The sequence below is a fragment of the Chromobacterium indicum genome (genome assembly GCF_039708975.1).
Classification (GTDB): domain Bacteria; phylum Pseudomonadota; class Gammaproteobacteria; order Burkholderiales; family Chromobacteriaceae; genus Chromobacterium; species Chromobacterium piscinae.
This window is the reverse complement of the sequence record NZ_JAYFSJ010000007.1, coordinates 26707-42369: the sequence shown is the minus strand read 5'-3', so window position 1 is coordinate 42369 and position 15663 is coordinate 26707. Positions and strand designations below refer to the sequence as shown.

Here is a 15663-nt window from a genome sequence, read left to right as displayed (position 1 = left end):
CGGCGCGCGGTGATGAGCAGCTGAGGCAGCAGGCCGAGGCGCTGCTGGCCTGGCTTGCGGATGGCGAGGCCGATCTGGCCCGCGTGGCGCATACCTTGCAGACCGGCCGCGACGCGATGCCGCGCCGCGCCGGCTTCGTCGCCGCTTCGGCCGCGCAGTTGCGCGAACAGCTGGCCGCCTATCTGGCAGGGCGGCGCATGGATGGCGTCCACCTCAGTCCGGCCGCGCTGGACGAGGACACGCTAAGCCTGTTCACCGCCGACGAGGACATGCGCCGGCTGACCGGCGAGTGGCTGGCGCGGCGCAATCTGCCCAAGCTGCTTAGCCTTTGGGTGCGCGGCGTGGATCTGGATTGGAGCGCGCTGCATCGAGAAGGCGCGCCTCGGAAGCTGGCGCTGCCGACCTATCCCTTCGCCCGCGAAAGCCACTGGGTCCGTCCGGCGGCCAAAGCGGAGGCAAAGGGCGGCGCGCTGCATCCGCTGTTGCACCGCAACGCATCCAACTTGAACCAGCAGCGTTACCGCAGCCGCTTTCTGGGCGATGAGTCCTTCCTGGCAGACCATCGCGTCAACGGCAAGCCGGTGTTGCCGGCGGCTGCCTATCTGGAAATGGCGCGCGCGGCGCTGGCCGACGCTCTGCCGCCGGAGGAAAGCCATCTGCGGCTGAGCCTGGCGCACGTGGTGTGGTCGCAGCCGCTGGCGGCGGATGGCGCGGTTGACGTGATCGTCGATCTCACATCCGCCGATGACGGCGCGATTGCGTTCGAAGTCCGCAGCGAGGATGCGGACGGCCGGGAAACGCTGCATTGCCGCGGCATGGCCGAGGCGGAGGCGGAAACCCAGCCGCCGAGGCTGGACATGGCAAGCCTGCGCGCCGGCATGCGGCGCGGCGAATGGGGGCCGGACAAGCTGTATCCGCGCTTCTCCGCGATGGGCCTGGCCTACGGGCCGAGCTTTCAGGGCATCGCCGCGCTGCATCTGGGCGATGGCGAGGCCTTGGCCGAGCTGCGGCTGCCGGCCGGCGGCCCGGACTGCCCGTTGCCGCCCGGCATGCTGGACAGCGCGTTGCAAGGCGCCATCGCGCTGATCGCGGACACGGCGGGAGAGAACGGCGCATGGCTGCCGTACGCGCTGGAGTCGATGCGAGTGTTCAAGGACTGCGAACGCGGGATGTTCGCCTGGCTGCGCCGCGTTTCGGGCGGCGCGGAAGGACGGCTATTCAAGTGTGATATCGATATGTGCGACAGGGATGGCGTCGTGTGCGTGGAGATGCGCGGCTTCTCCGCCAGGCCGTTGGGCGGCGACGAACAGACCCGTGTCGCGGCCATCATCGCGCGCGTCCTCAACAACGAACTCTCCGCCGAGCAGGCGGTTGAACTGACTGGGTTGGACTTATGAAGCAAGAGCTGGAACGTATCTATCGCGCGCTGGCGAGCGGCGAACTCTCGCAGCAGGACGCCATGCTCCGAATCGCCACGCTTCGACGGACGGAGGGCGAGGCGCTCGCCACGCTGCTGGCTTCGCCGCAGTGGGAAGCGGCCGTCGCGCCGGACGGGGCTGGAGAGGGCGCGGGCGAGCGGCTGGTGCTGCTGCGCGGCTTCAGTCCCAAAGACGCCGAAGCGCTGTCTTCGCGACTGGCGCCGGCGACTTGCCGGATGCTGGATGGCGAGGGCTACGAAGCGCTGGCTTTGGGTGTTTTCGAGGCGCTGCGGGGCCTGATGCGGGCCCGTCCCCAGTCTCCCGCCCGCCTGCAGCTGGTTGTGGCCGGCGACGAGGCCGAATGGCTGATCGGCCTGGCCGGGATGTTCGAAACGGCCAGGCTGGAGAACCCGGCGGTCGCCGCCCAGCTGGTTCTGGTTTCCGCCGGCGTCGACGGGGCAGCTCTGGCGCGCGGGCTGCGCGCCGAATGGGGCGGATCGTCGGACGTCGCGGTCCGGCTGGATGGCTCCGGCAGACAGGCGCGCCGTTGGCGCGTCATCGACGAGGCGCCGACTGCGCCGGACGCGCTCCGGCAAGGCGGGGTTTATTTGATAGCGGGCGGCCTGGGCGGCTTGGGGCGGTTGTTCGCCCGCGAGATGCTGAGCCGCGGCGCGGATGCCGCGGTGGTGCTGGCCGGCCGTTCCGAGCCGGAGCAGGCCATGCTGGCCGAGCTGCAAGCCCTCGGGCGCGTGGAGTACGCGCGCGCCGATATTTCCAACGCGGCCGAGACGGACGCCTTGGTGGCGGACATTCTGGCCCGCCACGGCAGGCTGGACGGCGTGATCCATAGCTCCGGCCTGTTGCGGGATGAATTCATCCTGAAGAAGACAGTGGATTCCTTCCGCGCCGTGCTGGCGCCCAAGGTGGCCGGTTGCCGCAACCTGGACCGCGCCACCCGCGCGCTGCCGCTGGACTTTTTCGTCCTGTTCTCATCCATCGCCTCCTGGGCGGGCAATCTCGGCCAGGCCGACTACGCCGCGGCCAATGGCTTTCTCGAGCAGTTCGCGGTCTACCGCAACCGTCTGGCGGCTGTTGGAGAGCGCTGCGGCCGAGCGGCGGCCATCGCCTGGCCGCACTGGCTGGACGGCGGCATGCATGTGGACGCCGCGGATATGGACGCGCTGCGCAAGCGCACCGGCATGGGCTCATTGAGCGCGGAGGCCGGCATTCAGGCATGGCGCCGCTGCTTGTCGCAGCCGCAGGGCGCGCTGATGGCGATGCATGGCGATCCCGCGGCGATGCGCAAGGCGCTGGAGCCGCGCGAACAGGCCGCGCAGCCGATGGCGCGGACCTTGGCCGCGACGGCCGAGCCCGCCGATCTGGCCGCGCGCACGCGCGACTTTCTGCGTGGCGTCTTCGCCGGCGCGCTCAAGCTGCCGCCTGAGCGGATCGAGGGCAGGGCTGCGCTGGAAAAGTACGGCATCGATTCCATCCTGGCGATGAACGTGACCGGCGAATTGGAAAAAACCTTCGGCACCCTGGCCAAGACGCTGTTTTTCGAATACCGGACCCTGGACGAACTGGCCGACTATTTCCTGCAGGCGCAAAAGCCGGCCCTGCTGGCCTTGTTCGCAGCTGAGGTGCCTGCGCCCGAGGCATCCGCGCCCATCGCGCCGGCCGCAGTGCCCGCGATCGCGCGCCGCGGCCGGCCGCAGCGATCGGCCGCGCCAACCATTCCCGCGCCGGCGGCGAACGAACCCATCGCCATCGTCGGCCTCAGCGGCCGTTATCCCGAGGCATGGGACCTGGCCGCGTATTGGCGCAATCTGAGCGAAGGCCGCGATTGCATCGTCGAGGTGCCGGCCTCTCGCTGGGACTGGCGCGAGCATTACAGCGAAGACCGCGGCGAAGCCGGCCGCCATTACAGCAAATGGGGCGGTTTCATCGAAGGCGTGGACGAGTTCGATCCGCGCTTTTTCAATATTTCGCCCAAGGAAGCCGCCGGCATCGACCCGCAGGAGCGTCTGTTCCTGCAGCACGCCTGGCTGGCCGTCGAGGATGCCGGCCTGAGCCGAGCGGCCTTGCAAGCCGCGGCCGCGGACGGGCGGGCGGGGCAGGTCGGCGTTTACGCCGGCGTGATGTACGGCGAATACAATCTGTCCGGCAGCCTGGCGAGCATCGCCAACCGGACCTCGTACTTCCTTGATCTGCATGGCCCCAGCCTGACGCTGGACACCATGTGCTCGTCGTCGCTGACCGCCATCCATCTGGCTTGCCAGGACCTGAGGCAAGGCCGCACCGCGCTGGCGCTCGCCGGCGGCGTCAATGTCACGGTGCATCCCAACAAATACCTGATGCTGAGCGCCGGCCAGTTCATTTCCGGCGACGGCCATTGCCAGAGCTTCGGCGAGGGCGGCGACGGCTACATCCCGGGCGAGGGCGTCGGGGTGGCGGTGCTCAAGCGCCTGTCCGACGCGGAGCGCGACGGCAACCACATCTACGGTCTGATCCGCGGCAGCGCGCTCAACCACGGCGGCAAAACCAACGGCTACACGGTGCCGAATCCGCAGGCCCAGGCGGAAGTGATCCGCATGGCGCTGGCGGAGGCCGGCGTGGCCGCGCGCGACGTAGGCTACATAGAGGCGCACGGCACCGGCACCAAGCTGGGCGATCCGATCGAGATCGCCGCGTTGACCCGGGCCTTCCACGAGGGGCTGGCGCCGGACGAAAGACAGGCCGGCTTCTGCCGCATCGGCTCGGCCAAATCCAATATCGGCCATTGCGAATCGGCGGCCGGCATCGCCGGCGTCACCAAGGTCCTGTTGCAGATGAAGCACGGCGCGATCGCGCCGTCTTTGCATTCCAACCGGCTGAATCCGCATATCGATTTCGCGGCCACGCCCTTCGTCGTCAATCAGACGCTGAGCCCCTGGGCGCGCCCGGCGCGCGATGGACGGGTGCTGCCGCGCGTCGCCGGCGTGTCTTCCTTCGGCGCCGGGGGTTCCAACGCCCACCTGATCATCGAGGAGTACCGTCCGGCCAGCAGCCCGCAAACCGCGGCCGAATCAGCCTTCATTGCCCCCTTGTCGGCGCGCACGCCGGAGCATCTTCGCCAGCGCGCGGCCGATCTGCTGGACCGCTTGCGCGCAGGCGGCATCGGCATCCGGGGCTTGGCCCGGACGCTGCAGAGCGGCCGCGAGGCGATGGTCGAGCGCGCGGCCTTCGTCGCGGCCTCGGCCCAGGAACTGCAAGCGCAGCTGGAAGTTTTTGTCCGCGACGGCCGCGCCGCCTTCCAGGGCAGCGTCAAGTCGCGAGACATGCTGACGCTGGACGAGGCCGGCGCTGAATTGCGAGCCGAAGCCGAGCAGGCGATCGCCTCCGCAGACCTGAATAAGCTGGCGAAACTGTGGGCCGAAGGCCTGGACTGGGGCTGGGAGCGCTTGCGCGCGGACGGAGCGGGACTGGTCAGCCTTCCCGGTTACCCTTTCGCCCGCGAGCGTTACTGGCAGGCACCGGCGGCGATGCCATCCGTCCGCGCGGATCTCCATCCGTTGGCGCACGCCAATGTTTCCAGCCTGAGTGAGCAGGCGTATGAAACCCGTTTTTCCGGCGAAGAGCCTTTTCTTGAAGCCGTCGGCGGCTTCAAGCGGCTGCCGGCGCTGCTGATGCTGGAGATGGCGCGCTTCGCGTTGGACGCCGCTTCCGAAGCCAGATGCGGCTGGGCGCTGAGCGATGTCCGCTGGGGCGCGCCGGCGCAGGCGGGACGCGAACAGGCGTTGCGCGCCGTCTTGCTGGCACGGGACGACGAGCATGTCGATGTCGAGATCCATACCGGCGAGGCCGTGCATTGCCAGGTGCATGCCGAGCGGACAGATGAGCCGCTGGCCGAGCGGCATGATCTGAGCAGCCTGCGGGCAGGAATGCGGGCCGGAGCATCCGGCCTGTGGTCTACGGAGGGATGCCGGCTGGCGGCGCTGCCGTCAGGCGACGAAGGCGGCGAGTGGACGCTGAGTCCCCACGGCCTGCGGATGGCGGTTTCGTTGCTGGACGAGATGGCCGGCCTGCGCGGCGAACCGCTGTCGCTTGCCGAGTTGCGGCTGTCCGGAGCGCCTGGCAAAGCGGCTTGGTTATATCTGCGCCAGGCGGAGGCCGGCGTTTTCGATATCGATTTATGCGACGACGGCGGACAGGTCCTCGCCCGGCTGGCGGGCTTGCGCCGCCGCGCCGCCGAGCCCGAACTAGCAGTGCAGGCGGAGGAGCCGCGCGCGGACGAGCCGCCGCACCCCGCCGCCGCTATGGTTTCGGCCCCGCCGGCGAGCCGCGGCAAGCCCATCCTCGTCGCGCTCGCCGAGGCGGCGGAGCCTATCGCCGCGCCGCTAGCGGCCAAAGCGAGGCTGGCCCTGTCCGATGTTTCCGCTGCTGGCGCAGCAGGGGTAAGCGACCGGTTGCGCGACTTGGGCGATGGCATATTCCGTCTCGATGTGCCGGGCGGAAACCTGGCAGCCGGCTTGGCATCACTGGCCAGCGCGCTGGAGCAGGCCAGCCGGATGCCGTCGCTGAAGGCCTTGCTGCTGGCCGGCGGCGATGAAAGCTGGCGCGGCGGACGCGAAACCTGCGACGCGGCCATAGCATCCGGTCTGCCGCAAGCCGTCGCTTGCTTCCCGTTTCCGCTGATCGCCGCGCCTGCCGCCGGCGCTGTGGGCGCGGGCTGGCTGCTGTCTTTGCTGTGCGATTTCATGGTGTTGGCCGAGGATGCCGAGTACGGCTATGCCGATCCGGCCGCGAACCTGTTCCCGAGCGGAGCGGAAGACCGTCTGCTGCGCGCTCGGCTGGGCGAGGCGCTGGCCGAGGCCACGCTTTACCGCCGGGCTCTTGCAAGCGGCGCGGAGCTGGCGCGCATGGGTTTGGCGTGCCCGGTCTCGGCCCGGGGCGAAGCGGCGGAGCGCGCGCTGGCGTTGGCCCGCGATCTGGCGGACAAGCCAGCCGAGGCCTTGCGCCTGCTGAAAGCCCATCTGGGACGCAAGGTGGCGGCCCAGGCCGCCGAACTGGCGCCGGCCGGCCTGCCGGAAGCGGCGGCCAGCCAGACGGAGGATGAGGGCTTGCGGCAAGGCGCGTTGCTGGTGGCGCCCGCCGCTGCAGGCAAGAAGTGGAGCCCCGCCGCGATGGCTGCGGAGCTGCGCGCCGCCTATGCCCGGGCGGATTTGTTGCCGGCTTGCCGCTCCATCGTGCTGTCCGGCTTGCCGGCCGGACTGGCCGGCGATGCCGGGCAATGGCCGGCGGCCGAGGCGGAAGTGTTGCGCGACGCCTTGCGCGCCAGCCCCTTGCCCTTGATCGCCGCCTGCGATGGCGACGCGACCGGGCTGGCTTGGTGGCTGTGCCTGTGGTGCGACGCCGCGGTGTTTGTCGACCAAGGGCGCTACGGTTTCGCGGGCCTGGCTTCCGCGCCGGCGTTGGAGGACGAAGCCGCGCGCTTGGCCGCTCTGCGGCTGGGCGGCAAGGCGGCGCGCGAATTGAGCCTGGATGCGGACAACCGAACCGGTTTGTCGCTGGGGCAGCTGTGCGGCGCGGCGGAGATCGCCGATGCCGCCGGCGCGTTGCCGCGCGCCTTGGCGCTCGCCTCTCAATGGCGGAGCTGGCCGCGCGGCTTGGCGCGGGATTGGAAGGCGCGCCGCAACGCGGAGTTGAGCGCCTTGCCGCCGGTTGATCCGGCCGATGCCGCGCCGTCGCAAGCCGAATCTTTCGATTTGGATTTCGGTCCGGTAAGTCTGGACATCCGCCCCGACGGCGTGGCGCTGGTGGCCATGCGCGAGCGCGAGGCGAAAAACATGTTCACCCCGGCGCTGGTTGACGGATTGAAACGGGCGTTCGCCCACGCCGCCTCCGCGCCCGCTTGCCGGATCGTGGTGCTTACCGGCCATGACGGCTACTTCGCCACCGGCGGCACCCGTGAAACCCTGCAGGCTATTCAGAAGGGCCAAGCGCAGTTCACCGACGAAATGGCCTTCCAGCTGGCCCTGGCATGCCCGCTGCCGGTGCTGTCGGCGATGCAGGGCCACGCGATAGGCGGCGGCTGGGCGTTCGGCATGTTCGCCGATCTGGCCTGGGCTGCGGAAGAGGCCCGCTATTTCAACCCTTACATGTCCTACGGCTTCACGCCGGGAGCCGGCTCCACCCTGATATTCCCGGAACGGCTGGGCCTGGATCTGGCGCGGGAAACGTTGCTGACGGCGCGCGAGCAGTCCGGCGCCGATCTGGCCGGCCGCGGCTTGCCCGCGCTGCCGCGCCGCGCCTTGCTGGACGCCGCGCTGGAGCGGGCCGCCCGCATCGCCGGCCAACCGCGCGAGCGCCTGATCCGGCTAAAACGCCTGCTGGCGCAACCGCTGCTGGTCGCCCGCGACGAGGCTTATCGCCTAGAGGTGGCCATGCATCAAGCCACTTTCGTGCGCAACGACGACACCTTGCGGCGGATAGAAAGCCGCTTCGGCGGAGAATCGCCGCAAGAAGTTCGCCCGGCCAGTGCGCCTACGGCAGGCGCGGCGGACATCGTCGACGCCATGAGGAGGCTGCTGGCGCAGGAGCTGTTGCTGCGGGAAGCCGAAATCGACGACGACGCGCCGTTCATCGAGCTGGGGCTGGATTCCATCACCGGCGTCACCTGGATACGGAAGATCAATGCCCGGTTCGGCACCGATATCGAAGCCACCCGCGTTTACAGCCACCCGACCCTGGCCGCTTTGGCCGGCCACCTTGCGGAGCTGCTCGCCGGCCGCGAGTCGAGTGGCGCGGCAACGGCTGTGGCCGTCAGTTCCGGCGATTCAGGCGATGTGGCGGCGACGCTGCGCGAGCTGCTGGCGCGGGAGCTGCATCTGGGCTTGGACGAAATAGACGACGAGACCCCGTTCATCGAGCTGGGGCTGGACTCCATCACCGGCGTCACCTGGGTGCGCAAGATCAACGAGCGCTACGGTGTGGATATCGAGGCCACCCGCGTCTACAGCCACCCGACGCTGGCCGAGATGGCCAGACTGGTGGCCGAAGCCATGCCGGGGCCGGTCCGGGACGAGGCTTTGCGGATGCCGGCCCCGACTACCGGGCAAAAGCCGGCGGCGCCGAAGCCTGAGGCCGCGCCGACGCTGGCGTCCTGGCGCAAACCGGGCCGCGGCAAGGCTGCCGCCAAAGGCAGGCCTGCGCCGGAAGCCATCGCCGTGATCGGCATGGCCGGCCAATTTCCCAAGGCCGGTGACGTGGACGCGTTCTGGCGCAATATCGCGGAAGGCCGCGATTGCGTCGCCGCGGTGCCGGCGGAACGCTGGAGCCTGGCCGAATACTACCGGGAAGGCGCGCCGACGCCCGGCAAGACCAATAGCCGCTGGCTGGGCGCATTGGACGGATACGACTGCTTCGATCCGCTGTTCTTCAGCATCTCGCCGACCGAAGCCGAGGCGATGGACCCGCAGCAGCGCCTGTTCCTGCAGGCCGGCTGGCATTGCGTGGAAAACGCCGGTTACAGCGCGAGCGCGCTGTCGGGCAGCCGCTGCGGCGTGTTCGTCGGCTGCGGCGCCAGCGACTACCTGATGCCGTCGGACGAGGCGCGGCTGAGCGCCCAGGGCTTCCTGGGCACGGCCAGCTCCATCCTGGCGGCCCGCATCGCCTACATGCTGAACCTGCGCGGTCCCAGCCTGGCGATAGACACCGCCTGCTCGTCGTCGCTGGTGGCTTTCGCCACCGCCTGTGATAGCCTGAACGCCGGCAATTGCGATCTGGCGCTGGCCGGCGGCGTCTATGTGATGGGCGGGCCGTCCATGCACGTGATGACAGCCCAGGCCGGCATGCTGTCTCCGGACGGCCGCTGCCACGCTTTCGACCAGCGGGCCAACGGCTTCGTGCCGGGCGAGGGCGTCGGCGCTTTGCTGCTCAAGCGCCTGTCCGACGCCGAGCGCGACGGCGACCGCATTCTGGCCGTGGTGCGCGGCTGGGGCGTGAATCAGGATGGCAAATCCAACGGCATCACCGCGCCCAACGAAGACGCGCAAAGCGAGCTGCTGCAGTCGGTTTACCGGCGCTTCGGCATCGACCCGGCTGAAATCGGCCTGGTCGAGGCGCACGGCACCGGCACCAAGCTGGGCGACCCCATCGAGGTGGCCGGGCTGAAGGCGGCGTTCCGGCCGTTCACCGATAGCGCCGGCTACTGCGCGATCGGCTCGGTGAAGAGCAATATCGGCCATTGCCTGACCGCGGCCGGCGCGGCCGGCATGATCAAGCTGGTGCAGGCGCTGCGCCACCGCCAGCTGCCGCCCACCATCCACTACCGCCAGCGCAATGAGCACATCCAGCTGGACGGCAGCCCGTTCTACATCAACGACAGCCTGCGCCCGTGGCGCGGCGAGGATGGGCGGGCGAGGCTGGCGGCGGTGAGCTCCTTCGGCTTCAGCGGCACCAACGCCCACATCGTGCTTGGCGAATACCTGGCGCCGCGGCGGGCGAGCCGTGAGATAGCGGTCCTGAATCAGGACGGCAGGCTGATGGTGCCGCTGTCCGCGCGCACGGAGGAGCAACTGCGGCGCAAGGCGGCGGATCTGTTGTCCGCGCTGAATGTCAGCGAACCGGAGCTGCCCGAGCTGGCCTACACGCTGCAGCTTGGCCGCGAGGCCATGGACGAACGCGTGGGTTTTCTCGCGGCCAGCGTGGCGGAGCTGCGCCGGCAACTGGCGTCTTTCGTCGCCGGAGAGCCGATGCCGGATGGCGCGCACCGCGGCGACGCGAGGCGAAACCGCGACAGCCTGAAGCTGCTGAACCAGGACGCGGAAGTGCGCGCCGGCTTGGTGGAGAAATGGCTGAGCCAGCGCAGGCTGGGCAAGCTGCTGGAGTTGTGGGCCAAGGGTCTGGATTTCGACTGGAGCCTGTTGTATCCCGGCGCGGCGCCGCGCCGCATCGAGCTGCCCAATTACCCGTTCGCCGCGGAACGCTACTGGATCGCGGCGGGCAGGGCGAAGGCGGAGAGCCCGGCCGATCGCGTCGCGGCGGCGGACGAGAACATTCTGGAGACGGCGACGCCGGTATGGGACCGGCTGTTCGACACCGGCCGCGACGCGTCCACTGGACGCCGCGCGCTGGTGCTGGGAGCGGACGAGGCGCAAGCGGAATTGCTGCGGCGGCATTATCCGGCCGCGGCGTTCGCTTTTCTCGCCGACGACGGCGAAATGGAGCAATTGGCGGACCGTCTGGCCGGGCAGCGTTTCGATCGCCTGGTCTGGCTGGCGCATGCCGGCGACGCGGCCAAGCTGTCCGAGGAGTCGCTGATCGCCGATCAGGCGCGCGGCGCGCTGAGGGCCTTGCGCCTCGCGCGGGCCTTGCAGCGGCTTGGCTTGGACTCGCAGGCGCTGGAATGGGACTGGATCACCATTGGCGCGCTGGCCACGCACAGGGGCGAAGCGGCCAATCCGGCCCACGCCGGCCTTCAGGGCTTGTGCGGCAGCCTGGCCGACGCCTATCCTGCCTGGTCGCTGAGACTGTGCGATCTGCAAGCGTGGAGCGAGGACGCGGTCGCGGCGCTGGGCGGCTTGTCGCTGCGGGGCAAGGGCGCTTGCTATGCCTGGCGCGGCGGCGAGTGGTTCGCGCGCAAGCTGGTGGAAGCCAGAATGGCGCAGCCGGCGGAGACGCCGTACCGCGCCGGCGGCGTATATGTGGCGATAGGTGGCGCTGGCGGCATTGGCGAGGCCTGGACCCGGCACGTGATGTCCGCCTGCGACGCGCAGGTGGTCTGGATAGGCCGCCGGCCGATGGACGAGGCGTTGCGGCGCAAGCTGGACGATCTGGCCGCCTTCGGCCCCCGGCCGGAATACATCCAGGCCGACGCCCGGCAGCCGGGCGCGCTGGAGGCGGCACGCGATGAGATCAAGCGCCGCCACGGCGCCATCCACGGGGTGGCGCACTCGGCGGTCGGCGCGTTCGACCAGAGCCTGAAAACGGTGTCCGAGGCCGATTTCCGCGCGGTGCTGGCGGCCAAGGTGGACATCAGCGTCCGCATCGCCCAGGCCTTCGCCGGCGAGGCGCTGGATTTCGCATTGTTCTTCTCCTCCAACGCCTCCTTCGTCCGCGGCGCGGGCATGGGCGGCTACGCGGCAGGCTGCGCGTTCAAGGACGCCTTCGCCGGCCAGTTGGCCCGCTTGTGGCCGTGCGCGGTCAAGGTCGTGAATTGGGGCTATTGGGACATCGGCGCCGGCGACAAGCTGAGCGATGCGCTCAAGGGCTTTTTCCATGCCAGCGGATACCGTCCGTTGCGGGAAGCCGAAGCCATGGCCGCGCTGGACGCCTTCCTGGCCGGCGATTTCTCCCAGATGTCGATATCGCGGGTGGCGCGCGGCTCCGCCGCCCGGCTGTGCGCGGACGGCGAATGGCTGGCCGAGCCGGCGCATGGCGAAACGCTGCCGGCGCTGCTGGATTTCGACAGCCTGCCGCTGCCTGAGGCCTTCGCGGCCTTGCAAGGCCGGGCCGGCGAGCAAATGGAGCCGCTGCTGATCCGGCTGATGGCCGGCGTGATCCGCGGCGCGACCCATCCCGCGGCCGGCCTGCGCCGCTGGTTGGAGGAGAGCCGCAAGATCATCGCCAGGGCAGGCGTGGACGAGGCTGCGCCGCTGGATGCCGCGTGGCGGGAGTGGGACGCCGCGCTGCCGGCTTGGCTGGGCAGGCCCGGCGGCAGCGAGCTGTGCCGGCTGGTGGACCGCTGCGTCCGCGCGCTGCCCGACATCCTGAGCGGCGCGCGCAAGGCGACCGACGTGATCTTCCCTGGCTCTTCGCTGGAGTGGGTGGAGCGGGTATACAAAACCGACGTCCACTCGCTGGCCTTCAATCAAAGCCTGCGCGACACGCTGCTGGCGGCGGTGGACGCGCGGCTGGCGGCGGAGCCGTCGGCGCGGCTGAGGCTGCTGGAAATCGGCGCCGGCACCGGCGCCACCACGGCGGGGATTCTCGACCGGCTGGCACCGCGCGCGGACCGCATCGCGGAGTATTGCTACACCGACATCTCCAAGGCCTTCCTGTTCCACGCCGAGCGTGAATACGCGCCGACGGCGCCGTACCTGCGCACCTTGCTGCTCAATGTGGAGAAGCCGCTCGCCGGCCAGGATGTGGCGCCGGGCAGCTACGATTTCGTGGTGGCGGCCAATGTGATCCACGCCACCCGCAACATCCGCAACACGCTGCGCAACGCCAAGGCGCTGCTGCGGCGCGGCGGCGCGCTGTTGATGAACGAAATCAGCCTGCATTCGGTGTGCGGCCATCTGACTTTCGGCTTGCTGGACGGCTGGTGGCTGAACGAGGACGACGAGGTGCGGATTCCGGGTTCCCCGGGCCTGTTCCCCGAGGCCTGGCGGCGGGTGCTGGAGGAGGAGGGCTTCTCCGCCGTGCATTTCCCCTGCCGCGGCGCGCATGCCGCCGGCCAGCAGATCATCGTCGCCGTCAGCGACGGCGTGATGCGCCAGCGCGAGCCGGACATTCCGCCGTCGGCGGCGCAAAAGGCCCTGCCGGCCCGCGTGGAGGTGCCCGCCGCCGCCGTCCGTCCATCGGCGTCGTCGCTGCGCGAAGCCGCCGTGGCCCTGTGCAAGCGGGTGATAGGCGAGGCGCTGAAAATAGACGAGCGCGAACTGGACGCTGAGACGCCGCTGGAGCGCTACGGCATAGATTCCATCGTGATCGGGCTGGTCAACCAGCAGCTGCAGCGGCATTTCGACGACATCGGCAGCACGCTGTTGTATCAGTTCCAGACCATCGCCGCGCTGGCGGAGCACCTGCTGCGGACGCAGCGCGGACGGCTGGAGGCGATGTGCGGCGGAGGAGAGGGGTCCGTCTGGCCGCCGCCGGCATCCGCGGCCGCGGCGCCGCTGGATCAGGCCGCGCTGCGGGCCAAGGCGGTGGAACTGTGCCGCCAGGTCTTCGCCGACGCGCTGAAGCTGGACCCGAACCATATCGATCCGGCCGAGCCGCTGGAGCGCTATGGCTTTGACTCCATCATCGTCAATCTGGTCAATCAGCGCTTGCAGCAGCATTTCGGCGAGATCGGCAGCACCTTGCTGTTCCAGTTCCAGACCCTGGACGCCTTGGCCGGACACCTGGCGCATACCCACGCCGACGCGCTGATCCGCCTGTGCGGACAAAGCGCGCCGGCTGTCGCGGCGGCGGCATCGATTCTCCAGCCGGAGCCTGCGGCTGCGCATCCGGTCGCCGCGCCGAGGCAGCCGGGGCGCGGCCCTATCGCCGTGATCGGCATCAGCGGCATGTATCCGGGCGCGGACGATCTGGAAGCCTTTTGGCAGCGGCTGAAAAACGGCGACGACTGCGTCGGCGAAATCCCGGCGCGCCGCTGGAAACTGGCCGGTTTCTACCAGCCGGACGAGCAGAAGGCGGTGGACGCGGGCCTCAGCTACTGCAAGCAGGGGGGCTTCGTCGACCGCTTCGCCGAGTTCGACACGCTGTTCTTCGGCATCCCGCCGCGCGAGGCCTACAACATGGACCCGCAGGAGCGGCTGTTCATGCAGTCTGCCTGGCACGCGCTGGAGAACGCCGGCTATACCCGTCGGGACCTGCGGGAGCGTTTCGGCGGCAGAGTGGGCGTGTTCGCCGGCATCACCCGCGCCGGCTACAACCTGCACCGGCCGCTGGACGGCAATGACGAGAAGTTCTGGCCGCGGACCTCTTTCGCCTCGGTGGCCAACCGGCTGTCCTATTTCCTGGACATCCACGGCCCCAGCCTGCCGGTGGACACCATGTGCTCGTCCTCGCTGACCGCGCTGCACGAGGCCTGCGAGCATATCGCCAACGGCGATTGCGATCTGGCCTTCGCCGGCGGCGTCAACCTGTACCTGCATTCCACCAGCTTCACCGACATGTCGTCGCAGCACATGCTGTCCGCGGACGGCAAGTGCAAGAGCTTCGGCGCCGGGGCCAACGGCTTCGTGCCGGGCGAGGGCGTCGGCGTGGCCTTGCTCAAGCCCCTGGAGCGGGCCGTGGCCGACGGCGACATCATCCACGGCGTGATCCTGGCCACCCAGGTAAACCACGGCGGCAAGACCAATGGCTTCACCGTGCCCAATCCGGCGGCGCAGGCCGATCTGGTGCGCCGCGCGCTGGACAAGGCCGGCATCAGCGCCCGCGACGTCAGCTATATCGAGGCGCATGGAACCGGCACCGAGCTGGGCGACCCCATCGAAATCTCCGGCTTGCAACAGGCTTTCGCCAAGGACACCGCCGATACCGGCTTCTGCGCGATCGGCTCGGTGAAGTCCAACATCGGCCACTGCGAAGCGGCGGCCGGCGTGGCCGGGCTGAGCAAGGTTCTGCTGCAGATCAAGCACGGCCAACTGGCGCCGTCGCTGCACGCGGAGACGCTGAATCCGCACATCCGCTTCGACAAGACGCCGTTCCAGGTCAACCGCGAGTTGGCGGCGTGGCGGCGGCCGATGGCGGCGGGGGGAGGGGAGAAGCCGCGCATCGCCGGCATTTCCTCGTTCGGGGCCGGCGGAGCCAACGCCCATGTGATCGTCGGCGAATACCGGGCCCAGAGCCCCGCGCGCCTGGCGGAGCTGTCGGTTGGCGGCATCGCCGCGCTGCCCTTGTCCGCGCGCACGCCGGAGCAACTCAGGCAGAAGGCGCGGGAGCTGCGCGACTATCTAGCCGCATCGGGCAAGGATGTGGACCTGGCGGCGCTGGCCTACACCCTGCAAGTGGGCCGCGAAGCGATGGAGGAGCGGCTGGGTCTGGCGGCGGAATCCCTGGAGCAACTGATCTCGATGCTCAGCGCCTATGCCGACGAGGAGCGTGTGGTCGACGGCGTCTGGCGCGGCCAGACGCAGCGCGGGCCTGAGGGCTTGAAGCGGATTCTGCAGGACGACGACATCAAGAGCGCGATCGCGGGCTGGGCGGCCGCCGGCAGGCAGACCAAGCTGCTGGAGCTGTGGATGCAAGGCTTCGATATCGATTGGCGCGGGTTGTACCGCGGGCGCGAGCCGCGCCGGATCGAGTTGCCGGGCTATCCGTTCGCCCGGGACGAGTACTGGTTGCCGGAAACCGTTCAACGCCGCGCCGAATCGGCCGCGCCTCAAGCTGACGGCCTGTCCCGGCTGATGGAAACCCTGGGTCGGATAGAGGACTCGACGTTGAGCCCCGCCGAAGGCGCGCGCTTGCTGAAGAACCTGGTTTGACAAGCCGCCGCGCGGCGCGCGCGAGTGCGATCCATGACAGCGCGGCAGCT

At 69.5% G+C, this 15663-nt stretch carries 2 protein-coding genes (1 of these 2 only partly in view); both read left to right on the top strand.

The features are described 5' to 3' along the window. Positions 1–1397, top strand: the final stretch of a protein-coding gene (locus tag VA599_RS10790; protein WP_346788572.1) for an SDR family NAD(P)-dependent oxidoreductase. It extends 14119 nt beyond the left edge of the window; only the last 1397 of its 15516 coding nucleotides appear in the window; the start codon falls outside the window, past its left edge; its stop codon occupies positions 1395–1397. Then, positions 1394–15613, top strand: a complete 14220-nt coding sequence (locus VA599_RS10785; protein ID WP_346788571.1) for an SDR family NAD(P)-dependent oxidoreductase — start codon at positions 1394–1396, stop codon at positions 15611–15613. The genes VA599_RS10790 and VA599_RS10785 overlap by 4 nt, the downstream gene beginning before the upstream one ends. The last annotated feature ends 50 nt before the right edge of the window (positions 15614–15663 follow it).

What these genes read in the sequence shown, in the direction of transcription:
- VA599_RS10785 (WP_346788571.1), top strand. Translation starts at nt 1,394, where the DNA reads ATGAAGCAAGAGCTGGAACGTATCTATCGCGCGCTGGCGAGCGGCGAA.